Here is a 23,754-nt window from a genome sequence, read left to right as displayed (position 1 = left end):
ATTATGAAAAAAATTGTTTGTAAATTTGGTGGTTCATCGGTTGCTGATGCCGCACAGGTCGAGAAGGTCGTGTCTATCGTGCGGAGCGATGAACGCCGCTGTTTAGTCGTGCCTTCCGCACCGGGTAAGCGGTCTGATGACGATACAAAAATTACTGATTTGCTCTATCTGTGCCACGAACTCGCGAGACAAAATGTCGATTTTTCAGAGCCTTTTAACAAGATCAGTACGCGTTATTTGGATCTCTCAAAGGCTCTTAGTGTGTCGATTGATATGGAGGGATTACTCGCTGAAGTCGAGAGCAGAATAGCGGATGGCGCTGGGCGAGATTACGTGGCGTCGCGCGGCGAGTATTTGTGCGGGCGCATTTTGGCCGATGTTTTGGGCGCTGCGTTTGTCGATCCCGCCGAGGCGATTCTCTTTCGGACTGATGGACGCCTCGATAGCGATTCATATCGGCGACTGAGGTCGCATCTTTTAGACGAGCGGCTCTATGTTATTCCGGGATTTTACGGTGCGGATGCAAAGGGCGAGATCGTGACATTTTCTCGCGGTGGCTCGGATATTACCGGTGCGATTGTCGCCCGCGCAGTTGGGGCAGGAGTGTACGAAAATTGGACGGATGTATCCGGATTGCTCATGGCCGATCCCCGCCTGGTGCCCAATCCATTGCCCGTAGAGGAGATTACATATCGCGAGATGCGCGAGTTGGCCTATATGGGGGCCGATGTTTTGCACGACGAGGCGATGTTCCCAGTGCGCACAGCCGAGATTCCCATTCACATACGCAATACCAATCGGCCAGAGGATGCCGGCACGCTGATTTTGCCTGGTCGAGAGCTTACAGAGCGCATGATCGCCGGGGTTGCGGGGCGTCCCAATTTTAGTATGCTATTTATTGAAAAAGATCTAATGAATCAGATGACGGGGTTTGGGCAGCAGGTCCTGGAGGTGGTCGCACGACACGGAATCAGTTATGACCACACGCCATCTGGCATCGATACAATGTCGGTGATCATACAGGATGAGCAATTGGATGGCAAGGGCGAACTTCTCGTCGAAGACATTCAACGCATTATCGAGCCTGACCGAGTCGAACTGATCCACGGACTTGCGCTGATTGCGACAGTTGGGGAGGGAATGTCGCACAGGGTTGGCATTGCTGCGCGTCTGTTTACTGCGCTGGCAGATGCAGGTGTGAATGTGCGGGTGATTGATCAGGGGGCCTCAGAGATCAATATTATTGTGGGAGTCGAAGAAGCCGATCTCGAGACAGCACTGGTCGCTATTTATCGCGCTTTTGTAAAATAGGGTGAGCTACCAGGGAGGGATTTATGAAGATTCTCGTGACGGGATCACACGGAAGAGTAGGGGGCAATCTGGTCAAGCGTTTGCTCGCCAAAGGCCACGACATACGCGGCTTTGTCTATCCCGGTGATGCCAGTCGGGCGGGCAAGTGGAAAGGCATTGATGAAGTCGAAGTCGTAGAAGGCGACTTGCGCGATTACGAGGCGGTATCTCGTGCGGTTGAGGGTGTGGATGCCGTATATCACCTGGCAGCGGCTTTTGCAAGTCCGCATAGCCATATCGAATATTTGCAGATCAATGGGCTGGGCACACTCCATCTACTCGAAGCTGTGCGAGAGAAAGTCCCCAATTTGCAGCGTTTTGTCTATGCCTGTACAGAAGCGATATACTGGAAGGTTGACGAGGCCGGGCGTTTATTCGAGCAGCCAATTTCCGAAGATATGGTCAGCGCGACTAAAGCGATGCCCTATTTTTTGACTAAGTGGATCGGCGAAGAACTGGTGATGAATTACCACGTTCAATACGGCGTTCCGAGCGTTGTGTGTCGGTTTGCGACTATTTTTGAACCGAGTGAATTTTTGACCGAAGATGGTGTCCCCAAATTTTGTACCCTCAGACCTCCGCTCGAACGATTGCGACGCCAGAAAAACCCCACAGATGAACAGAGGGCGCAACTCGCGTCTATGGAAAAAGCATGGGGAGGTGGCGCGCGGGTTTTGGTTAGCAGGTGCCCCGATGGCAGGAGTTTTAAGCAGGAGTGGGCAGATGTGCGGGATATCGCCCTCGGCCTTTCTCTGAGTTTGGACCGCGATGAAGCCGTGGGCGAGGCATTTACCCTGGGCGGAATGCTCATCGTGTGGGAAGACGATGTCCCAAAAGTTGCCGATTATCTCGGTGTAGGCTATACAGAAGCGATCATGCCTGCGCCGAATTTTTTTGAATTTGATCGGACAAAAACCCAAAATTTGCTCGGCTATCGCGCCGAGCACGACTTGTGGAGCACGCTGAATACGGCTCTGGCGATGCAAGAAGGCAAAGATACAGATGTTGTTCCCACAGGTGTGCGATACGGACGAAATCCCGCATAATGGGAGGTCCTATGACTTTTTGGCGCAGGTTTATTCCGATTCTGGTGTGCACGGGATTGCCTTTTGGCCTGAGCGAGGCTCAATCTGTTGGAAATGTTACTGGCACAGTGACCGATGCTACAAGTGGAGAGAAGTTGGAAGCGGTGCAGGTTCATATTCCAACCTTGAAATTGGGCACCGTGTCGGATGAGCAAGGCCGCTTTACTATTCAAAATGTGCCTGTTGGCACATATCAGCTGAAGGCCGATTTGATCGGCTATGCGAGTGCGACAGTAGCGGTTACTGTGACTGGGGAACAGACGACGACGGTTGCTTTGCAGATGGCGTTGTCCGCGCTTTACCTCGATGAAGTGGTGGTGACGGGTACGGCATTTAAGGAATCGCCCATCAGTTTGACCTATGCGGTCGCTGTGGTCGGGCGAGAAAAGATGGCAGAACAGGGGTCTCCACAGGCGGTTGATTTCTTCAAGAATCTGGGTGCGAGTCACGGCGTGATCGGAGAGCGAAACAGTTGGTATAATGCCGGTCAAGCCACTACACTTCCAGAGAACATCGCCAATGTGAACCTGCGTGGTCTGGGAGCTTCGCGCACCCTGGTGTTGTTCAATGGTCAGCGTCAGGTCTATGTTCCTGCGCGCTTGATCGGGGGGCGCTTCGTAGATGTAAATGCGATGCCTTCGATAGCTATTGACCGCATCGAAGTGCTCAAGGAAGGCGCGGGGGCGATCTACGGATCGGACGCTGTGGCTGGCGTTGCTAACTTCTTGACTCGCGCCGATTTTGAGGGCTTTGAGGTCTCGGCTGCCCACAATTATTTCGCCGGTGCTGGCGATACGAATTTTGGCGCGATATGGGGCGGCAAATTCGGCAATGCCCATGCCGTGATTTCGGCAGAATGGAGCGGTCAGCAGCAGTTGGCGACCGAAGAAAGAGACTATCTGTTGCTGCCCTGGCACGGTGGTGGGCAGCGCGGGGGATGGTCTGGCATTGGGAATCCCGGCGTCTTCACACTTGGGGCGCCGGCCATATGGACCGCGGATATCCACGACCGCCGCTGTGAGGAATTTGGGGGGGTGGAATTGAGTTGGACGTGCCGCTTCCGCTATCAACCCTGGGACAATCTGATCGATAAAAAGCAATATATCCGCGCTTTTGCCGAGATCAACGGTTCTCTGGACAATGGCGCGAATTACCACATTGAAGGGTTGCTGTCTGAATCCGAGATTCCCGATTGGCTCACAACGCCTTCTTACCCGCCCATCCCTCTGTTTCACACGACCATCATGGAGGTTGCGCCCGACCACCCAGGGCGGCGGGCATTTTGCGAGGACCAGGGAAACTACGCAGGAAGCGGTTCTTACGATGCGGACAAAGTAGCCGAAGCCTGCGCCGATGAAGAGACGAACTGGTATTTTAATGGGCGCACGTTTGGCAATTCAGGCCCCGGGCGCACGCTGGCGCGCCAGTCTCGCACCTGGCGCGTAGCCGCTTCTGCAGACCGCGATTTCAAAGCATTTGGTGGTCGGGACGCCAGTTTTGACGTGGGTCTTTCCTATTCCCACACCTCGGGGAACATGAATCTGCCGGGCATCTACAACGAACGCCTGTTCCTCGCCTTTCGAGGTTACGGCGGACCGGATTGCGGCGTGGGCGTGATCGCAGATGCTTCGAGTGACGCCAAAATGAGACTGGACCCGAGCACCCTCAGTGGCAAAGTGCCGGGGCAGGGCAACTGTATGTATTTCAATCCTTTTAATAATGCCATTGAGTATTCCGCCCAACCTGGCGCCTTATACCTGGATCAGCGCAATCCGGAATATCGCCCCGAACTTGCAAACAGCCCCGAACTGCGGGAATGGCTCGGCGCAGAGGAAGTCAATTTGGAGAGCACGGCGGATATGATCGTTGCCGATGCGACGCTGACTGGGACGTGGACGGAAAATGTCTGGCTCAACGCGAGTTATGCCGCCGGATATCAGTTTCGCCGAATCAGCGCGGTTGGCGATCCCAATGACGCGGGCGATGTCACCATCAATCCCTGCCCGGTTGCAGGCGATAGGGGATGTACTGAACGCGATAAGTTCGGTCCCTATGTTTTCACGAATGTGCATCGACCTTATGAGGCAGATCAGACGGTACATCGCTTTTTTGGCGAAATACCCCTGAGCCTGGGAGAGCGCGTTGATTTGCAACTCGCTGCGAACTACGAGTTCCACGATGTGGCGAGCAGTTTTGATCCCAAATTTGGATGGCGCTATCAACTCTCGGAATCTCCGACCCATTCCGCGTTTCTGCGTGGCTCGGTGCAGACGTCTTTTCGCACGCCATCGCTGGACGATGTCAATGAAAGCCCGCTGACAACGCTCGAATGGGTGCCGCAAACGAGTACATACCGTGGGGTAGATAGAATTGGTAGCCCCGATCTCAAGCCCGAGCAGGCGTTCACGTATAATGCGGGCCTTGCTTTAAATACAGAAGCTGGCTTTGAAGCAACGCTGGATTACTGGCACTACGATTTCAGCGATGTGATCGGCGCCATGCCCCACAGTGCAATTGTCAACCTCTATGACGAAGCCGCGACCAGAGATTTGGTGAAGCAATACATCGTATGTCCAGATGGTATTGGCACCGGTACCTGTACGGCTGCAGAACTCGATCGGATACTCATTGATCTCGTCAATTGGCCGGGGATCAAGACTTCGGGATTCGACGTGTATTTGAGCACCCGGATGCAGGCGGGACCGGGACAATTTACAGCCAGCCTGGACGGCACTTATACGCTCGAGTACCAAACAAAGGCTCTGATGCTGGACGATTTGGAGCTCCAACCCGAACTGGACGCCGTGGGCTACCTGAACTTCGACAATCCCCTCGTGACATCTTTGCCCAAATTGAAGAGTCGGATATCCGCAGCCTATCACTATAAACACTACAGCATGGTCAGCTACTTGAACTATATTTCGTCTTATGAAGATCGGGCGTCGGAAGATTTATTTCCCATTATAGACGCTTTTGTCACATGGGATGCCAGCTTTTTGTGGAATTTGTCCAAAGGCATCAACATCGCCATCTCCGGGCGAAATTTGCTCGATACCAGGCCGCCACTGGTCAATGTGGAACAAGCCTACGATGGTTTTACGCACGATCCCAAAGGTCGGCAGTTGAAGTTGGCGGTGACATATCAATTCGGACGTTGACGGAAGGAAAGTTTTGCAAATACATGAAGGATTACATGATAGAGAATATCGCAGGCTATTCGGTTTGGATATCTACCTGACGCCAGTGTTTGTGATTGCCGGTATTACCATTGTCGCATTTGTCACTGGCGCTCTTGTTTTTCAGGAAGCCGCAACTGAAGGGTTTAAAAATATCCGCGAGTGGCTCACTGCGAACCTCGATTGGTTTTTTATTATTGCTGCCAATCTCGTCGTGCTCTTTTGCTTTTATGTGGCGCTATCGCCTCTTGGAAAGGTGCGCCTGGGCGGCGTAGATGCAAAACCCGAATACACCTATTTAACCTATCTTGCCATGCTCTTTGCGGCTGGCGTGGGCATAGGGTTGCTGTTTTTTGGGGTGGCAGAGCCGGTGTATTACTATCAAAATCCACCACTCGGCATTACGCCAGGAACTGAGGATGCCGTTGCCGTAGGGATAGCGGCGACGGTTTTTCATTGGGGGCTACACGGTTGGGCAATCTACGGCGTCGTTGGGCTTGCCCTGGGTTACTTTGCGTACAACAGGGGATTGCCCCTCACCATTCGCTCGGCGTTCTATCCATTATTTGGTGACCGCGTCTGGGGCTGGCCCGGACATATTATCGATACGTTCGCCATATTCGCGGGATTGTTTGGGCTTGCGACCTCCCTCGGTCTGGGGGTTCAGCAGGTTACTTCCGGATTAAACTATCTGTTTGATATTCCCACGAACAATACCACTATGGTGGTGTTAATTGTGGTGATTACGTCCATTGCACTTATATCGGTGCTGACGGGTATTAATGTCGGTATTAAGCGTTTGAGCCAGTTCAATATCATTCTCGCGTTTTTGTTGTTATTGACTGTTATCTCGCTCGGTCCAACGCTCTACATTTTTCGCAGTATCTACGCTGGTCTCGGCAGTTATTTCGCGCAGGTTGTACCGCTCAGCAATTGGATTGGGCGGGAGGATGTCGCCTTTGTGCGAGACTGGACGACTTTCTACTGGGCCTGGTGGTTTGCCTGGGCACCGTTTGTCGGTACGTTCATCGCCCGCATTTCAAAGGGGCGCACAGTGCGCGAATTTGTCGTCTCTGTGCTTCTGGTGCCAATGCTTTTATGCCTGCTGTGGTTCGGCACTTTTAGTGGCACGGCATTCTACCAGCACATCGTTGATGGCTATACCGGTGTAACTGAGAATGTCGAGGCGTGGAAGCTCGAAATCGCATTGTTCAAAATGTTTGATAAGTTGCCGATGGCGACACTGCTTTCATCTGTGGCGATGCTTCTGACCGTCGTGTTTTTCGTTACTTCGTCGGACTCCGGATCGTTGATTCTTGACACTATTGCAGCCGGGGGCAAGGTTGATGCGCCAGTTGCTCAGCGCGTTTTCTGGTGTACGATTGAGGGGTTGGTCGCCATAGCACTTCTGCTTGGTGGGGGCTTGAGTGCGTTGCAAGCGGCCTCGCTCACTACTGGTTTTCCATTTGCTATTGTGCTATTGGGAATGGCTGTCTGTGTGTGGATGGGGCTTCGCAGCGAAGTGCGGGAATCGCGCGGATGAGAGTCTTAAACAGTGCAACATTTCCGGGCAAGAATTTGAGATTGAGAGAATTTTAATATCATTCAAGATGTTTTTATCGCTGGCTAACCACCTCGACTATTGCACTAAAAATAGGTCTTGTTCCCTTATACTAAGGACGATATATTATTTTCAGGACTATATATCGTCCATTTTATCAAGGCCATCGCATCTTGAATTGTGTTCACACCGCTATTAATTTCAAAAAATCCCTAATATCCGAAGTATTGCGATAAAAACATAAAAAAGTGAGGACCAATGAAATTCTTGAGCAGGTATATTCCGGTACTGGTATGTGTAGGATTGCTTTCTGGTGTGGTCCATGCGCAATCTGTTGGCACGATCACCGGCACAGTGACCGACGCTGCAAGCGGAGAGAAATTGGAAGCGGTTCAGGTCCATATTCCGATTTTGAAACTGGGTGTAGTGTCGGATGAGCAAGGCCGATTTACCATTCCAAATGTGCCTTCTGGCGCGCACGAACTGAGAGCCGATCTGATCGGCTATGCGAGCGCGACAGTAGCGATTACGGTGACGGCTGGAGAGACTGTGACGGTTGCGTTGCAGATAAATCCCTCTGCGCTCTACCTGGATGAAGTGGTGGTGACGGGTACGGCATTTAAGGAGGCGCCCATCAGCATGACGTATGCGGTTGCAGTGGTTGGGCGTGAAAAGATGGCGGAACAGGGGTCTCCGCAGGCTGTTGATTTCTTCAAGCATCTGGGTGCGAGTCACGGCGTGATCGGCGAGCGGAGTAGTTGGTATAATGCGGGTCAGGCTGCCACCCTTACAGAGAGCATTGCCAATGTGAACCTGCGTGGGTTGGGAGCTTCAAGGACGCTGGTTTTGATCAATAGTCGCCGACAGACCTATGTTCCGGCGCGCTTGATTGGTGGACGCTTTGTCGATGTGAATGTTATTCCCTCTATTGCCATCGACCGGATTGAGGTGCTCAAGGAGGGAGCCTCGGCTATATATGGATCGGATGCAGTGGCTGGCGTCGCCAATTTTTTGACCCGATCCGATTTTGAGGGTTTTGAAGTCTCAGGCGCCCACGAATATATCGCTGGTGCTGGCGATACAAATATAGGCGCGATATGGGGTAAAAAACTCGGCAATGCCCATGCGGTTATTTCTGCGGAATGGATGGGGCGCCAGGAGCTACCTTCTACAGAGAGAGACTACCTGTTGCAGCCGTGGCACGGCGGTGGGCAACGCCTTGGATGGTCGAGTTTGGGGAATCCCGGTACCTTTGCCATTGGTGCCCCAGCTCCCTGGACAGCAGCTATCCACGCCCCTCGTTGTGAGGAGTTTGGCGGTTTCCGGGAATCCTGGACTTGTCGCTTCCGCTATCAGCAGTATGAGAATCTGGTCGAAGAAATGAGTCATATGCGCGCTTTTGCCGAGATCAATGGTACTCTGGACAATGGTACGGATTACCACGTCGAGGGCCTTTGGGCTAAGGCCGAGATTCCCAATTGGTACACGACGCCTTCGTATCCTCCGTTCCCACTGACAGATACGAGCATTATGGAAGTCGCGCCCGACCACCCGGGGCGGCAGGCTTTTTGCGAGAATTACGGTGCAAATCCCGGCGATCTGTATTACGACGCATGTCAGGGTGGCGAGAACTGGTATTTCAATGGACGACCATTCGGGAACTCGGGACCAGGGCGCAGGTTGGGCCGCGAATCCAGCACTTTGCGCATGGCGGCTTCGGCAAATGGCGATTTTAAGGCGTTCGGCGGTCGAGATGCCCATTTTGATGTGGGGCTTGCTTATTCGCGCACTGCGGGAAATTACAATTTGCCGGGTGTGTACATTGAGCGGTTATTCCTCGGTTTTCGAGGTTTTGGGGGACCAAATTGCGGCGTTGGTGTGGAGGCAGATCGGACATCTCTTGCAGGGATGCGGCTCGGTCCGCTCAATGGCAAGGTAGCCGGCCAGGGTGACTGTCATTACTACAACCCCTTCGGCAATGCCATCGAGTTCACGGATCAACATGGCTCGAATTTTGCGAACTCGCCGAATCCCGATTACCGCTCTGGTCTTGAGAATAGTCCCGAATTGCGGGAATGGCTCGCCAATCAGGAAGTCGATCTACAGAGTACCTCGGATATGCTGGTTGCCGATGCGACGCTGACGGGAACATGGACAGAGAATGTCTGGCTCAATGCGAGTTATGCCGCCGGATATCAGTTCCGCAAGCTCAGTGCTACTGGCGATCCGAACGACCCGGGTGATGTGACCATCAACCCATGCCCGGTTCCGGGCGATAAGGGGTGCTCAGAGGAAGATAAGTTCGGTCCCTATGCGTTCACGAATGTGAATCGGCCGTACTCCGAAGACCAGACGGTACACCGCTTTTTTGGCGAAATTCCCCTGAGTCTGGGAGAGCGCGTTGATGTGCAACTCGCCGCGAATTACGAGTTCCACGATGTGGCGAGCAGTTTTGATCCCAAGTTCGGCTGGCGCGTGCAACTCTCGGAGTCTCCAACCCATTCAGCGTTTTTGCGCGGCTCGGTGCAGACGACATTTCGCACGCCATCGCTGGACGATGTAAATGAAAGTCCGTTATCGACACTCGAGTGGATCAACCAGACGGGGGCTTACCAGACAGTGGATCGAATCGGAAGTAAGGACCTCAAACCAGAACAGGCTTTTACCTATAATGCGGGTCTCGCGCTGGTTACAGAGGCAGGTTTCGAAGCGACTTTTGACTATTGGAGCTACGATTTCAGCGATGTCATCGGCGCTATGCCTCATGGCAGAATTACCGACTTATATGCCGATGAGGCTAATAAGAGTGCCCTGAAGCAATTTATTGTCTGTCCAGATGGGGTAGGCACTGGCACCTGCGCAGCTTCAGAACTCGAGCGGGTGCGGGTTGATATTGTCAACTGGCCCGGGGTCAAGACGTCGGGAATCGATGTGCATCTGGGTACGCGGATACCAGCGGGTATAGGGCAATTCGCGGCGAGCCTGGATGGCACTTACACGCTGTTGTATGAGACAAAGGCTCTGATGCATGGCAATCTGGTGCTCCAGGATGCGGCAGACGCTGCGGGGTACTTGAATTTTGGCAATCCCATTGCGACTTCGCTTCCCAAGTTGAAGGGGCGGGCATCGGCGGGCTACCACTGGAAGACCTATAGTTTGGTGAGTTATGTGAACTATATTTCGTCTTACGAGGACCGGGGATCAATGGGTTCCGATAATACGACAATTAGAAATTTATTCGGTACTATTGATTCGTTTGTCACCTGGGATGTAAGTTTTCTCTGGAATGTGTCCAGAGGGGTGAACATCGCGTTTTCTGGAATAAATCTGCTCGGCACCAGGCCACCACTGGTGAATATCGAACAAGCCTACGATGGCTTCACGCACGATCCCAAAGAGCGGCGGTTGAAGCTGGGCCTTACATATCAATTCGGGAGTTTATAAATATCCGAGAGCGCATCCTCGATTACAATACGAAAGCCCGTCAGGTGTGATGACGGGCTTTTTTGTTTAAATATGTACAGCAATTCATTATACCTCACATTTTTTTCGCACGGGCGATTTTTGCGATTCGCTGTACAATTTATCAAATGCTTCTGTGCCATCGTCTTCAATGACATCGAGTGATGAGTCGGGCTCTGATATAGGCTGGGAATCTTCGGGATAGACGTGGTGCATGTCCTGTTTCGTGCAGGCGTAATAGGTGACTTCACCGCTTTTGCGGCGGTACGCGTAGAGGTGGCGGGGAGGATCGACCCAGGTATAGTCTGCGGCGTATTGTTCCAATGCGGCGGGATCAATTTCTACGCCGAGGCCTGGCGTTTCAGTGACGCGGTAAAAGCCGCCCCGAACTTCAATCGCGGGTTTTATGAGTTGATGTTCCCAGGTGTTCATACACGTAATGGCCGGCCATTTGGCTTGCGGGAGGACCGCACCCAGATGCGCTGCCCAGGCTGTTGTGATACCCGAGCCGACGAGTTGCAGCCAGAAGGGCTTGTTCCATTGCTCGCATACGGATGCTTGTTTGAGAAGGCGCGAGGCACCTGCACAGATGACAAAACCATCGGTGACATCTTCTTTCATGGTCGTTTCAATGGGTGGATTGTTGTAGTGCATGGCAATCGGCCGTGCGATCAGATTTCTGATTTGCTTGTTGCCCGCCACGTCGTTTTGCGGAATCGGCGTTTCGATCATCGCCACTTCGGGATAGGCTTCCAATTCTCTAAGGTGCGGGATTGCATTGGCAGAATTGGCGAGGGTGCCGTTGTAGTCGAGGTCGAGGTGAAAGCCGGGGGGAACTACTTTTTGAACAGCCTGAATGGCTGCGTGCAGATCAAACCAGGGGCGAGCTTTGAGTTTTGAACTGGTATATCCCGCCTGGGCGGCTTGCCGACACTCTTCTGCCCATCCTTCGGGTGGCATGTCCATATTCCACCAGGATATGGGGCACCAGTCGCGCACTTTTGCGCCCAGAAGACGGTATATGGGTACGCCTTGCGCTTTTGCTATGGCATCAAATAGAGCCATCTGTACGCCAGCACCGAGACTGTCATCCCACATCAGTTCGGCGGCGGGTCTGCCGACAATTCTGTCTTCGATATCGCCTGGTACTTTAGCCCAGGTGTAGTTGGGTATGGTTTCTCCCCATCCTTCAATGCCATTTTCGAGCGTGATATGACAAATCTGGTGTATCCGCCAGTGGGGAAGCCAGTAGCCGAGGTGTTTCTGGCTGTGTGGCGTGAAGGGGACGTCGAGATTGATGAGTTCAATGGTTTTGATTTTCATATTTGCCTCCGGAAAGGTTGACGTGTATAGCGCACAATATGACACATAGTACTCGATGTCAAGCACAACGGAAGAAAGAAAACGTGCATGGTCAAAAATTTGGTTTTATATTGGGGTTCAGTAAACGAATCAACTAAGTTCGCACCGATTTTAGGTGGTAGGGTGGGACAATGAACTGGTCTGAACAGCGACCAGTTGTACACCGTTCCTTAATTTTTAATTCACAATTTTTAATTCTTAAAAGGAGGCGATGTATGGCAGTGCAGTGTATTCATCTGGGTGTTGGCGGCAGGGGGAAGTGGCCGGTTGCTATGTTTGCGGAGCGAGATGATGTGGAAAGTGCGGCTTTTGTCGATGTTCACGAAGGCAATATGAATGCCGCTATGGAAGTGTCGGGTTTGCCCGAGTCGCGGTGTTTTAGAACGCTTGAGCAAGCCATGAACAATGTGGAATCGGATTGTGTGATCGTTATTACACCGCCAGATTCCCACGCGGATATGATTTTGGAAGCGGTCAGAGCGGGGAAGCACGTTCTGGTCGAAAAGCCGTTTACAAAAACTCTGGCGTCGGCAAAGTACGTTGTGGACGAAGCCGACCGCATGGGGGTCAAAGTGGGGGTGAGTCAAAATGCCAAATACAATCCGGCGACGATGACCCTATCGCGCCACTTGCGAGAAGAGACGTATGGCAAGGCGAGTTTTGGGCTTTTTACCAAGATAGGTTGGCGCAGCAAGGGGGTACACCATTCGGGTCACGACGATCATTCCTATTTGTGGGAGCGAGGCATTCACGATCTGGATACTATGCGATATATTTTGGGCGCGTTGCCCGTGCGAATGTGGGCGCATAGCTTTAATCCGCCCTGGAGTCCGTATAAGGGTGGGGCAGGTGTTTCCGGATGGGTGGAATTTGATGGGGGAGCGACTGCGACCTATTTTGCGACTTTTGAACCGCATAAATCGGGTGGCGAAACCCGGGTGGATGTGGATGAAGGCACGCTTTCGCTTGAGGGTGGCAATCTCGTTTTGACGCGCCGCAAAGCCGATCCCGAAATATTGCCTCTGGACACAGGTCCTACTTCGACAGATCTGATTGTCAATCAATTTCTCGCGTGGATAAATGGCGGTGAAGAACCCGAGTTTTCAGGACGCAATAATCTGGTGACTATGGCGATGGTCGAGGGGATGGGCATTTCCTCAGAGTCCGGGCGGATTGTGTCGCTCAAAGAGTTTGTGAATGTGTGAGTGGTTTACTGAGGTACAGGTCGAAGGGACGAGGCTCTCTGGAACGCATGTCCGCGAGTCTGTCAGGGAAGAATCTATTTGACAATATGTCCTTGAAAAGGGACATTTCGATTATGGAAATCGTCTATACTGAGGTCTTCGAGAATTGGCTCAAGCGACTTGGCGATCGACGTGCGAGGGCCTCGATTGTTTCCCGAATTGAACGCATCGAAGACGGCAACTTTGGAGACCACAGATCGGTTGGAGGCGGAGTCAGCGAGCTTCGAATCCATATCGGCAAGGGCTTCCGCGCCTACTACACGATTCGGCGAAACACCGTGGTGATCCTGCTCTGTGGTGGCGATAAAACGACGCAACAGCAAGACATAAAACGCGCTCAACAGATGGCGAGTAAGATCTAAGGAGGTATCATGAAGCTCAAAAAATTCGACGTAATTGATTTTCTCGACAGCGATGAGGCATTGATTGAATACCTCAACGTAGCACTAGAAGAAAATGATCCAAAGTACTTCGCCAGGGCTCTCGACAATGTCGTGCGAGCAAAAAAAATATCCTCCATCGCCGAAGCCAGCGGTCCGAGGCGGCAGGTATTATACCGCATGCTGTCCAATGAGGACAACCCACGGATCGACACGCTCTTTAGAGTGCTGGATACCCTGAACCTTCGCCTTGCTATTACCCGATAGATAGCTACTTACATGAACGTCATGTGTGACTTTAGAATAATAGTGAAAAAACAAGCAATTAGTGGCCAGCAGTCAGCAAAACAAGGATTTTAGAGCTGTCATTGCGGCAGGGTGTTAGCCGCAATCCAGATTGTATATAATTCCCATATTTAAATCCCGCCCCTTTTGTATATAATTCCCATTTTTTTCCATAGATCAATGGTAGTGACAAGCCTGAAATTTCAGAACGCAATAATCTGGTGACTGTGGCAATGGTTGAGGGGATGGGTATTTCATCAGAGTCCGGGCGGATTGTGTCGCTTAAGGAGTTTGGGAATGTGTGAACAGGGTGTTGCCATCATCCGGAAGAGAGATACATGAACTACATCGGAAGCAAGTATTCTCTCCGTTACTTCCTTGAGGAGGGTATTTTAAAAAATGTAAATGCGGGTTGTAAGGTATTTTGCGATGTTTTTGCTGGCACTGGTGTTGTGGGGGCGCATTTTAAGCAGAAGGGTTTTAAGATTATCTCTAACGACATCCAATACTACTCCTTTTGTCTCAATCGCGCACTTGTAGGCATTAATCGCGTTCCTTCATTTTGTGGGATTCTGAATGATCTGATACCAGCAACGCAATCCTGCGATACAATCGACACGGTATTGGAATATCTCAATACCCTGAACGGAAAATCCGAATTCATCTATCGCAATTATTGTCCGGGGGAGACAGAGGGAACAGAGTTTAAGAGACAATATTTCTCGGATGAGAATGGCAGGCGGTGTGATGCGATTCGGATGCAGATTGAAAACTGGTGGCAGGCGGGCAAGCTGACGGAGGATGAATACTTTTATCTTTTGGCGAGTTTGATCGATGCGGCAGATCGGGTTGCAAATACGGCATCGGTCTATGGTGCGTTTTTGAAACATATCAAGAAGAGTGCGCTGAAGCCCCTGCAATTGAAGCGGCTTGCCATTGTCGAGAGCGATGAGGAGCACGAAGTACACAATGTGAATGGGCAGGAGTTGGTCGAGAGACGGCCTTGCGATGTGCTGTATATGGATCCGCCCTATAATCATCGCCAGTACTGTGCGAATTACCATGTGCTGGAGACGATTGCGCGTTACGATGATCCGGATTTGAAAGGCGTGACGGGGCTGCGTCCACAGGACGATCAAAAATCGGATTTTTGTATGAAGCGGCGGGCGTTACCTGCATTTGAAGATATGGTTAAAAAGTCTTCGGCGCAGTATGTATTCCTCAGCTATAATAGCGAGGGGATTATGGGTAAGGATGAGATTTTGCAGACGATGGGTCAATACGGAGAGGTGGATTTGATGACGCGGGATTACCAGCGTTTTCGGGCGGATGTAGATCGGGAGAATCGGGTTTATAAAGCAGATCAAGTAGAAGAGTATCTGTTTTGTCTGAACAAACAGTGAGGTACAGGACGTTTTATGGGCTGGTTCACATATATTGCGTTGTTTTGGGTGCTGGTTTTTGCAGTTCACCAACCATCTCAAATACAGGGGAGTACGATGATAGTTGCAACGCAGAGTTCTTCGGAAAAATCAAAAGCCGCAGCCGATTTTGTGGGCGATGGGGTGGGCGATCAGGAGGAGATTTACTCGGCGATTCACGCGCTGCCAGCATCTGGTGGGACGGTGACGTTGATGGAGGGGACGTATGATATCCGCAAGGTGGAGGGCAAGCTCGGGGGATTGATTATTGATCGTAGCAATGTGACACTAATAGGGCAGGGTGCAGCCACGCGGTTGATTCTGGCGCCGGATCAGAATACCAATGTGATCCGCATTATAGGAAATGGCGTGGGAAATATTGTGATTCGGGATCTCTGGGTAGATCAGAATCGGGATCAGAATCCGTATAATGGGGCGGAGTTCGTGAATATTTCGCACGGGCGGTTCGAGTATAATGGCATTAAAGCATTTTGTGCAGAGCCGGGTGGGTCCTGTCCCGAGCCGACGCACAATATTACGATTGAGAATTGTACGGTGCTGAACGCACAGAGGCTGGGCATTATGCTTGATGGTCCCAATATGCGGGTGGTGAATAACCATCTGGGCAATGCCCATTCCGATGCGGTGGAGCTTCTGGAGGGTCCGGGTTTTGTGATGGGAAATTTTGTGGAAATTACCGGGCGCACGCATGTTGCGGTGGGTTCGGATCGAGGCAATTCAATTATTATGGCGAATAATGTCGTGCATGTACGAGAGGGGGGCGACCTGGATATTGCTTTTCGGTCCTGGGCAGATTCCGAGCGGCATGTGATTTCCAATAATATTGTTATGGTGGATCAGGGAGGAAAGCTGGGGCTGGCGATGGATGTGCGTGGGTTTGATACGTCTATTACGGGTAATGTGATTCGAGGGCTGAGCGAGGCGGAGCGCCTACCGCTGTGGCTTACGGGCGCAGGTATGGCGGTTACTGGCAATCATTTTCAGAATGTGGAACTGATTGTGAATGACCAGACCGGTACGAATCGTCCGATTTTGCTTCAGGGTAATGTGATGGAAAATTCCGGGGTTTCGCATGAGGTGGGTAATTTGATTCGTCCGGAGGGAAATTGAGGATGGGAGAAAACAAGCTATCGTTTGACCACATCCATATTATCAGCGAAGATCCGCAAGCTTCGGCAGCGTGGTACGTCAATAAACTGGGCGCGACGATAAATAGCGAGATCGAGCTTCGCACTGCGCCGCAGATCAATGTGAGCCTCGGAGGAGCGACGCTTCTGATCCGAGGAAGGCGCCCCGGTGAAGATCCGTCCAAACCCGCGCCGATGCGAGATTTTGAGGATTATTCGAGCCATGACGCATACGGTACCGATCATTTCGGTTTCACATATCGAGGCGACTTGCGGGCGTATTGCGAAGTGTTGCGCGATAGGGGGGTAGAGTTCGCAGTTGAGCCATGGGAATTTATTCCCGGTAGCGGTGGTGTGATATGCTATATCGCCGCACCCGATGGCGTCAGCATTGAGCTTGTTCAGGCGAGGCAGCGTTGACTGGTAGGGCGATAATACTATCTTGTCTCAGGATGGCATCTGCATTATGTTAAGATAGGTTATGAAACCCATTATTAATTATTTGTGTCGGAAAAAAGGAGATTTGATATGTCAGAACAGGATTATCGCGTGGCGCCGCCGGGGTTTGCGCGTGATCAGTGGGACGAATTTCAAGAGGATGGCATGCTCGTTGTGGAAGACGCGTTGACGGACGAGGAATGCGATCGCTATATCGAGATGATTGACGCTGCGGCTGCCCGCAGTGAAAAATACGATTCCTCGAAGTTTTTTGGGCCAAACAATATTGTGGAGCGGTATCCCGAATTTGCCGAGTTGATCGATCATCCTCGGCATATCGGATTTATGCACGATGTGTATGGCGAATTGCTAAAGCTCCATATTTCTCAATTTTTCTTGCGCCCCCGCGATACGAGCCGCAACAAGTGGCATCCCGATGGCGCACGCGCTTTGCCCTATGGCGTTTTTTCACCGGTTTTGCCCATACAAATCAAAGTGGCGTATTGGCTGACTGATCTTCCCGAGCCAGATATGGGAAATTTTGTCTATATGCCCGGCAGTCACAAGGGGCAGTATTTTGATTTTTACGATACCCATGATGAAGTTCCCGGCGAAAAAGTAATTTGTCCAAAGCGCGGCACGATGACGTTTATGCACTGCAATACCTGGCATCGCGTGGCGCCCAATAATACGGATGTTGTGAGAAAGAACATCTTTTTGGCTTATTGTCCGTCGTGGATTTGCGAAGCGGACAGGCACCAATGCGATCCCGATTGGCTCGCCACGCTCAACCGCGAGCAGCGCATTATTATGCGAAGCTATAATGGCGGATATGCGAGGACCAAGCCCGCAGCCAGTGAATTTCCACTCTTTCTGGATCGGGAAACGGGTTCTGATCGAGACTATGGCGTTTGGCCCGATCACGTTGAGTTGCATCGGCGCAAACGCATGACCACCGTTGAAAAATTTGAGTTGGCATCCGCTTGATGCAGGAGGCTGTTGTGAAAGTATTGATTAATGATCGCCTGGACGATCACCATCTGGTGCAGATTCAATCGTCGGTTGGGGATATCGACCTGATTATCCCCGAGTCAAGTGATGATGCGCTGGAAATTATGCCCGAAATCGACATCATTTTTGGGGGTATGAGTCGCGATATGTTCAAACGCGCCGAACGCTTGAAGTGGGTGCAGACCTGGGGCGCAGGTGTCGATGGAATGATGTATGCAGAGTTTGTCCATAGTGAGGTGATTCTGACGAGTGCAAAGGGCACTGTGGGCGTTCATTTGTCGGAACACGCGATGGCTCTTTTGCTGGGGTTGACCCGGGGAATTGCGCGCGCGGTCCGAACGGCTGATTGGAATGAGCGTATGCCCATTCGCCACGCATCGTGGGAATTGATCGATAAAACAATGGGGATTGTGGGGTTGGGTGGCACGGGATGCGATGTGGCAATTCGAGCGCATGCGTTTGGCATGAAAATTATAGCTGTTGATCCAGAAGACATCGAGGCGCCAGACTGTGTAGAGGCATGCTGGAAGATGGATCGTTTTTACGATCTTTTATCCGCGTCTGATATCGTGGTGGTCTGCTGTCCATTGACAGAGGAAACGCGCGGGCTTTTCGACCACCTGGCATTTGAGAAGATGCAGAATCACGCGCTTCTGGTCAATGTCACGCGGGGTAAAATTATGGATGAAGCATCCCTGGTCGAGGCATTGAAAACCGGACAGATTGCCGGGGCGGGGTTAGATGTGACGCCACAAGAGCCATTGCCGGACGATCATCCGCTGTGGCATATGCCCAATGTTATTATCACACCGCATACTGCGGGAGGGTCTCCCAATAGGCAGGATCGCATTGTGAATCTGTTCTGCGAAAACTTGCGGCGTTTTCTGAATGGGGAAGATATGCTGAGTGTGATCGACAAAAATAAGGGGTATTGAATACGTTTTCTCTTGACACAATGTTACAAATATATTGATATTTACAACGAAACTGATACAGAAGTGTATTACTCAGTATAATTCTATTATTTAATGGTCTCGGGCAAGGGTGACTCGAGGTCATGTGCCCTTCTCTCAAGTAGGAATCCCTGTGTTGGGATCACCGAATCGGGAGAAGGGCGTTTTTTGTGTGGCAGCACCCTTGTAAGGCGTTATATTAGGCGGTCAGAAAGGTAAGAAGGAGGTTTTTGAGTGGCTTTAGCAAGAGAAGCTGTTGTTCCTGAATCTGCCAGACCTGCCGTGACGTTCCGCGCACTCGTTTTGGGTACTTTTCTCACGGCGATGGCGACGATTGCCGGGTCGTACGCGAGATTTATTCTTCACACCACGAGGTTGGACCAAAACCATCTTTCAGTCGCTGCTGTTTTTCCCATTGTTGTGATCGCGCTCGTGCTTTTGCGTCCGCTCAAGCTGAGTCGGGGCGAGCTTATTGTCATGTTTACTATGGCATTGATTGGCGCGACTATGCCCACGTATTTTGTCGGGAAATTGATCGCCAATTTTACGGTGCCGTACTATCTGGCAACGCCCGAGAATCAGTGGGCGACCTATTACGAACCCTATTTGCCAGAGTGGTCTATCCTGCCCGCGGGCGAACCCCTGCGGTGGTTTTTTGAAGGGCTACCGCGCGGGGTTTCCGTGCCGTGGGATGCGTGGATTGTGCCCGTGTTCTGGTGGATGACTGTGATTGCGGCTTTTTATGGTTGCTGTCTTTTTCTGATGGTCATTCTGCGAAAGCAGTGGATAGAGCACGAGCGCATTGATTATCCGCTGATGGAAATGCCGTTAGCCGTGATGGAGGAGGACAAACGAAAGGGCTTTTTTCCAATTCCCATTATGAATAACCCGTTGTTCTGGGCGGGCTTCAGTCTGACGTTGTGCATTATCCTCTGGAATGTCATTTCCTATTTCAGTCCGACCTTTCCTACGATTCCATGGCGCTTTGGGGGTATTCAGTTTGGGCGCGAATTTCCCCCGATTCCCGTGCGTCTATATCTGATGGTTGTGGGCTTTGGGTATTTTATCAATCTGGATATTTCGCTGAGCCTGTGGGTGTTCAATGTTTTGACCAATCTGGAAAATGGTTTTTTTAACCGCTTTGGTCTAAAAGCCGGTACAGATGAAGAGTATTCCACAGGACCGCTGGCGATGGGCGCGCAATCCATGGGGGCATTTATTGTGGTGATACTCGTTGGCTTCTGGATGGCGCGCGGGCATTTGCGCGGGGTTTTTCGCAAGGCATTTTATCGCGATGATTCGGTTGATGATTCCGATGAGATCGTTTCGTATCGCACAGCGGTTTTTGGCATTATAGCCTGTTCTGCCTATCTGGTCGTCTGGCATTTGGCAACGGGCATGGCGTTTAAGTATATCCCGATTTTTCTTTTTGGTGCTCTGGTCATGTATCTGGGAATTACGCGGGTTATTGCAGAGACTGGTCTGATTTCTATTCGCGCCCCTCTGATGCCGCAACCTTTTGCCATGTTTGTGATGGGGTCGGATGTACTTTCGCAACAGACGCAGGTTTCTATCGCGCTTTCGTATTCATGGTGCAGCGATACCAAAACCACGATTATGCCCGCGCTTGCCCATTCTGTAAAGCTTTACGATACTATTCGGGTCAATCAGCGGCGGTTGATTATTCCCATTGTTCTGGCGATGGCCGCAGGGGTGGTGGCTACATTTATCTATACGATTTATATGGGCTATTTGAATGGCGCTGCAAATTACGGGGGTATTTTTCACGGGGGACTCGCGCGGTTTCCCTGGGATAATCTGGTCAAGAAGTCAAAAGATCCTTTTGCGTTACAGTGGCTGCCCATTATGTATATGGGTATTGGTGCTGCAGTAACACTGCTCTTGATGATCTTGCGCTATCGGGTTTCGTGGTGGCCGCTGCATCCGATTGGGTTTGCTGCCGGGCCGGTTTATCCGGTGAATAGTGTCATTTTTGCAATTTTTCTCGCCTGGGCGATCAAGTCTATTGTTTTGCGGCTTGGCGGCATTCGTGCCTATCGCACGGGTCGGCCGTTTTTTATTGGGCTTATTATGGGGCATTTTGTAGGGGCTGGTATTTCGTTTGTCGTCGATATGATCTGGTTTCCGGGGCAGGGGCATAGCATTCCGTTTTCGGATTAACCTTTTTCGAGGAGTTATTGGAATGAAAATTACGGGTATTGAACTCGACGCCGTGCAGGTCAATCATCGAGGAGATTGGGTGTTTGTTCATGTAATCACAGATGAGGGCATCCAGGGGATAGGGGAGATGCGCTCGGGCAGCAATTATGCGGCGCAGTTGGCGGCTTTGCGCGATTTGGGTGAATCGGCTAAAGGGTGCGATCCGAGAAAGATTGAGGCTTTTGTTTCGCGCTATACAAGCACAGAACGCACAAAGGTGGAATTGTTCGCCTTGAGTGCGTTTGAACAAGCGCTATGGGATATTTTGGGCAAGTCGCTCAATGCGCCTGTTCACGCGCTTTTAGGAGGCGCGTGCCGAGATGAGATCCGGCTGTATGCGAATATCAATCGGGCGACGACAGATCGGTCTCCCGAGGGATTTGCCAGGAATGCCGCTGCTGCAGTGGCAGAGGGGTTTGATGCGGTCAAGTTGGACCCTTTTGACGGGGTGCGCGGTGCCGACAATGCCAGAGACGCTGCAAGGGGTATTGCGTGTATGCGGGCGGTCCGTGAAATCATAGGTCCAGAGGTCGATTTGCTCGTGGATTGTCACAGTAAGTTCACGGTTCGCGGCGCGATTGAGGTCGCGGAGGAATTGCGCGATGTCAATCTGTTCTGGTTTGAGCAACCCACACCCGAAGCGAGTCTCGATAATTGTCTCGCCGTAAAAGAAGGATGTGGATTGACGATCGCGGGAGGCGAGCAGCGGGCTTTGCGGAGAGATTGGGTCGAGGTGGTGGAGAATCTCAGCATGCATATTCCCATGCCCGATGTGACGGTTGTGGGCGGTATCGGCGAGTTAAAAAAAATAGGAGATATGCTCCACGCCTGGGGGCTGCCCACCGCGCCACACGGTCCCTTTGGCCCGGTTGTGATCGCGGCTGGTGTGCATGCGATGGCTTCTTTACCGGGGTTTGTCATTCTGGAATACGGATGGGGAGAGATTCCCTGGCGAAAAGATCTGACCATTCCAGGCGAGGAGATTGTGAATGGACGCATTCGCATCAATGATCGCCCGGGCCTCGGCGTTGAATTAAATCCCGAGATGGTAGAGAAGCATAGAGTAAAAGTGTGACGTACAATAAAACAAAGGATATCTGTTTAACAAGGATTGTCCTTTGTGTTCGGAAATACATTATTTCATTTTCAAATAACTTGTTGGGCATCACAAATCTGCTAGGTAGCCGAAGGGTGATTTCAATAAGGATAAGTCAGGATAAGGTCAATGGCATTAGCAGAAAACAATTTTGAGCAGATAAAATCACGGGTACAAGCTGCGTATGAGATAGAAGAACCCATAGTGCAACAGTTTCGAGAGTTTGCCAGAACGCTGAAAAATGAAGTGAAACCGATAAGATCGTATTCAGCTAATGCCGTATCATTTGTCTCCGCGGATGGTGGAGATAATAGACTGTATTTCAATCCTGCGGTCATTGAATTGGTAAGAGTTGTTGACTCAAGAGGTAATCAGTGTGCATTAGATGCAATTGCGGGTAATACTAAATATGATAGCTTGAATTCAAGAATTGAAAGCAATAACCCTTTGATGGTGGAACCGCTAAAAAAACTTTGCGAAGATCTAGGTGTGAGTGTTACTGAACTTTCTTATTTGCTAAAAGGACTTGGTGAACCAGGAAAAAGCACGGGTGCAACGCGAATATATAGGGATATTATAGAGTGGGCAGTGCTTTATGAGTTACTACATAAAGAATGGGGCTCAGATACTATAATAATCAGGGAAGGTATGCTGCGAACGAAATCTTTTAGTAGAAAGATATTCCCAAAGATTGATGAAAAAATTAGGGAAGTCTGTGAAAAACAAAAGAATAATCACGTAAATATATCCATAGTTGGAGTTGCTAAACATAGTGCTGTGCTGAGTAGATTGGCAATTGCTTTGGAATTGGAAGAGACATTTCGCAGACCTTTTCCCTGCTACGTAGAAGTCCCAAAAGATATAGAATCTAAGTGTTATAATTTTGATAGGACTTGGCTAGATACTCTTGAGACAAGCGAACCAAATGAAGATGGAAAATATCTATATCAGTCAATGGGAAAACTGTATTTAGTTAAATTTGGAGATCAGCCCTTTAGCCCTGTATGGCCAGTTGATTTAGCAGAATGGGATACACAAGATGCTTCCAGGATCATCGGTCAATTATTGAATGATGCTCAGCCTGGTTTTCCTATACCGGACTTCCCACAAAGTATTCAAAAAGCGCATGACTTTGCATCTGTGAGTGGAATTGAAGTTGCAGTATTACAGGATATTTTATTTAACGGAATTACTCAAAAACTTTCCTCTATAGACCAGGAGAAATTGTTGAGGATGAGGCATCTTAGCCAAGATCTGATAAATAGGAGGTATAAAAATGCCTGAACTGTTTGCTAAATCCAACCTCATGGGAACGTTTAAAGGGTTTTCTGAACGGGGATACGAATTTGCCGCAGAGATAGTAACTCCTTACGATGCAACAATGCTCGAAAAGCCACAACTCGGCCAATTTTTGTTGATTGAACTTGGCGATGTGCAGGAGGCCTCACTTGGCAGAATCACCAAATTTGTTCCGTCTGGTCTTCTGGCAACCAGCGAAGGTGAGGACTACATGAATACAATGCAGAGAAGGGATCAGGATGTTCCTGAAGATCTTAAAAAGG

18 protein-coding genes are annotated in these 23,754 nt (G+C 50.7%); 17 read left to right on the top strand and 1 reads right to left on the bottom strand.

The window, feature by feature from the left end:
* The first annotated feature begins 3 nt into the window (after positions 1 to 3).
* From OXH16_09815 to OXH16_09795, 5 genes are all read left to right on the top strand, one after another.
* Positions 4 to 1,311 carry an aspartate kinase gene (locus OXH16_09815; GenBank protein MCY3681684.1) on the top strand — a complete coding sequence of 436 codons (1,308 nt, stop codon included), beginning with the start codon at positions 4 to 6 and terminating at the stop codon, positions 1,309 to 1,311.
* A gap of 23 nt (positions 1,312 to 1,334) precedes the next feature.
* A complete protein-coding gene (locus OXH16_09810; GenBank protein ID MCY3681683.1) occupies positions 1,335 to 2,396 on the top strand; it encodes an NAD(P)-dependent oxidoreductase in 1,062 nt (353 codons plus the stop codon).
* Between the two features lie 11 nt (positions 2,397 to 2,407).
* A complete protein-coding gene (locus OXH16_09805; GenBank protein MCY3681682.1) occupies positions 2,408 to 5,593 on the top strand; it encodes a TonB-dependent receptor in 3,186 nt (1,061 codons plus the stop codon).
* Between the two features lie 13 nt (positions 5,594 to 5,606).
* Positions 5,607 to 7,154, top strand: coding sequence for a BCCT family transporter (locus OXH16_09800; protein ID MCY3681681.1), 1,548 nt, complete (start codon positions 5,607 to 5,609; stop codon positions 7,152 to 7,154).
* A gap of 276 nt (positions 7,155 to 7,430) precedes the next feature.
* Positions 7,431 to 10,616, top strand: a complete 3,186-nt coding sequence (locus tag OXH16_09795) for a TonB-dependent receptor (protein MCY3681680.1) — start codon at positions 7,431 to 7,433, stop codon at positions 10,614 to 10,616.
* Positions 10,617 to 10,703: 87 nt separating this feature from the next.
* Here OXH16_09795 and OXH16_09790 read toward each other — a convergent pair whose 3' ends face one another.
* Complete coding sequence (locus tag OXH16_09790; GenBank protein MCY3681679.1) at positions 10,704 to 11,957, bottom strand: enolase; 1,254 nt, start codon at positions 11,955 to 11,957, stop codon at positions 10,704 to 10,706.
* 254 nt (positions 11,958 to 12,211) lie between these two features.
* Between OXH16_09790 and OXH16_09785 the strand changes: the two genes are divergently transcribed.
* From OXH16_09785 to OXH16_09730, 12 genes are all read left to right on the top strand, one after another.
* A complete protein-coding gene (locus OXH16_09785; protein MCY3681678.1) occupies positions 12,212 to 13,201 on the top strand; it encodes a Gfo/Idh/MocA family oxidoreductase in 990 nt (329 codons plus the stop codon).
* Positions 13,202 to 13,287: 86 nt separating this feature from the next.
* Complete coding sequence (locus tag OXH16_09780) at positions 13,288 to 13,602, top strand: type II toxin-antitoxin system RelE/ParE family toxin (protein MCY3681677.1); 315 nt, start codon at positions 13,288 to 13,290, stop codon at positions 13,600 to 13,602.
* A 9-nt stretch (positions 13,603 to 13,611) separates the two neighbouring features.
* Complete coding sequence (locus OXH16_09775; protein MCY3681676.1) at positions 13,612 to 13,887, top strand: putative addiction module antidote protein; 276 nt, start codon at positions 13,612 to 13,614, stop codon at positions 13,885 to 13,887.
* Between the two features lie 356 nt (positions 13,888 to 14,243).
* Entirely contained in the window at positions 14,244 to 15,308 is a 1,065-nt protein-coding gene (locus OXH16_09770; protein MCY3681675.1) for a DNA adenine methylase, read from the top strand.
* 15 nt (positions 15,309 to 15,323) lie between these two features.
* A complete protein-coding gene (locus tag OXH16_09765; GenBank protein MCY3681674.1) occupies positions 15,324 to 16,457 on the top strand; it encodes a right-handed parallel beta-helix repeat-containing protein in 1,134 nt (377 codons plus the stop codon).
* A gap of 2 nt (positions 16,458 to 16,459) precedes the next feature.
* Positions 16,460 to 16,894, top strand: a complete 435-nt coding sequence (locus OXH16_09760) for a VOC family protein (protein ID MCY3681673.1) — start codon at positions 16,460 to 16,462, stop codon at positions 16,892 to 16,894.
* 108 nt (positions 16,895 to 17,002) lie between these two features.
* The gene (locus tag OXH16_09755) at positions 17,003 to 17,899 is read left to right on the top strand and encodes a phytanoyl-CoA dioxygenase family protein (GenBank protein ID MCY3681672.1); all 897 of its coding nucleotides are present in this window, start codon (positions 17,003 to 17,005) and stop codon (positions 17,897 to 17,899) included.
* Positions 17,900 to 17,913: 14 nt separating this feature from the next.
* Positions 17,914 to 18,858: a D-2-hydroxyacid dehydrogenase gene (locus tag OXH16_09750; protein ID MCY3681671.1), complete on the top strand. Its 945-nt coding sequence runs from the start codon at positions 17,914 to 17,916 to the stop codon at positions 18,856 to 18,858.
* Positions 18,859 to 19,110: 252 nt separating this feature from the next.
* Complete coding sequence (locus tag OXH16_09745) at positions 19,111 to 21,057, top strand: hypothetical protein (GenBank protein MCY3681670.1); 1,947 nt, start codon at positions 19,111 to 19,113, stop codon at positions 21,055 to 21,057.
* A gap of 22 nt (positions 21,058 to 21,079) precedes the next feature.
* The gene (locus OXH16_09740) at positions 21,080 to 22,171 is read left to right on the top strand and encodes a mandelate racemase/muconate lactonizing enzyme family protein (protein ID MCY3681669.1); all 1,092 of its coding nucleotides are present in this window, start codon (positions 21,080 to 21,082) and stop codon (positions 22,169 to 22,171) included.
* A 150-nt stretch (positions 22,172 to 22,321) separates the two neighbouring features.
* Positions 22,322 to 23,476 (top strand): hypothetical protein, encoded by a 1,155-nt coding sequence (locus tag OXH16_09735; protein MCY3681668.1) that lies wholly within the window; start codon positions 22,322 to 22,324, stop codon positions 23,474 to 23,476.
* The coding region (locus OXH16_09730) for an ATPase (GenBank protein MCY3681667.1) at positions 23,469 to 23,754 on the top strand (286 nt) is incomplete at its 3' end. The genes OXH16_09735 and OXH16_09730, both read left to right, overlap by 8 nt.

The sequence above is a fragment of the Gemmatimonadota bacterium genome (assembly GCA_026705765.1).
Lineage (GTDB): Bacteria > Latescibacterota > UBA2968 > UBA2968 > UBA2968 > VXRD01.
This window is presented reverse-complemented; position numbering and strand designations above follow the sequence as displayed.